1 protein-coding gene is annotated in these 531 nt (G+C 45.2%); it reads right to left on the bottom strand.

Annotated elements, in window-relative coordinates; genetic code table 11:
• Positions 1–66 precede the first annotated feature (66 nt).
• On the bottom strand, positions 67–531 hold a 465-nt coding region (locus R7Q48_RS30665), incomplete at its 5' end, for a His/Gly/Thr/Pro-type tRNA ligase C-terminal domain-containing protein (RefSeq protein ID WP_318134191.1).

Genomic DNA, 531 nt, shown 5'->3' with positions numbered 1-531 from the left:
TCTGAGGACAATAGAAAAGGGTTGACCGCAGCCAACCCTTTTATTTAATCGAAACCTTTTAGGCGTTTATTTAAGTTGAGATTTAACGTGCTCAACAATATCCGCCATCGCTACTGGAGGTTTCTCGCCAGTACGACGGTTTTTGTATTCGAAGTTACCTTCATCCATGCTGCGATCGCCAATCACGATAGTGTGAGGGATACCGATCAACTCGATGTCAGAGAACATTACACCTGGGCGTTCTTTACGGTCATCAAATAGAACTTCGATGCCCATAGCAGTTAGTTCCGCGTATAGCTTCTCTGCTGCTTCTTTTACGCGCTCAGATTTGTGCATGTTCATTGGCACGATTGCTACTTGGAAAGGTGCAATTGCGTCTGGCCAAATGATGCCGTATTTGTCGTGGTTCTGTTCAATCGCAGAAGCAACAACACGCGATACACCGATGCCATAACAACCCATCTCTAGGATTACATTTTTACCGTCAGGGCCAAGAACGCTACAGTTCATTGCTTCTGAGTAAACGTTACC

The sequence above is a fragment of the Vibrio sp. 378 genome (genome assembly GCF_033339435.1).
This window is presented reverse-complemented; position numbering and strand designations above follow the sequence as displayed.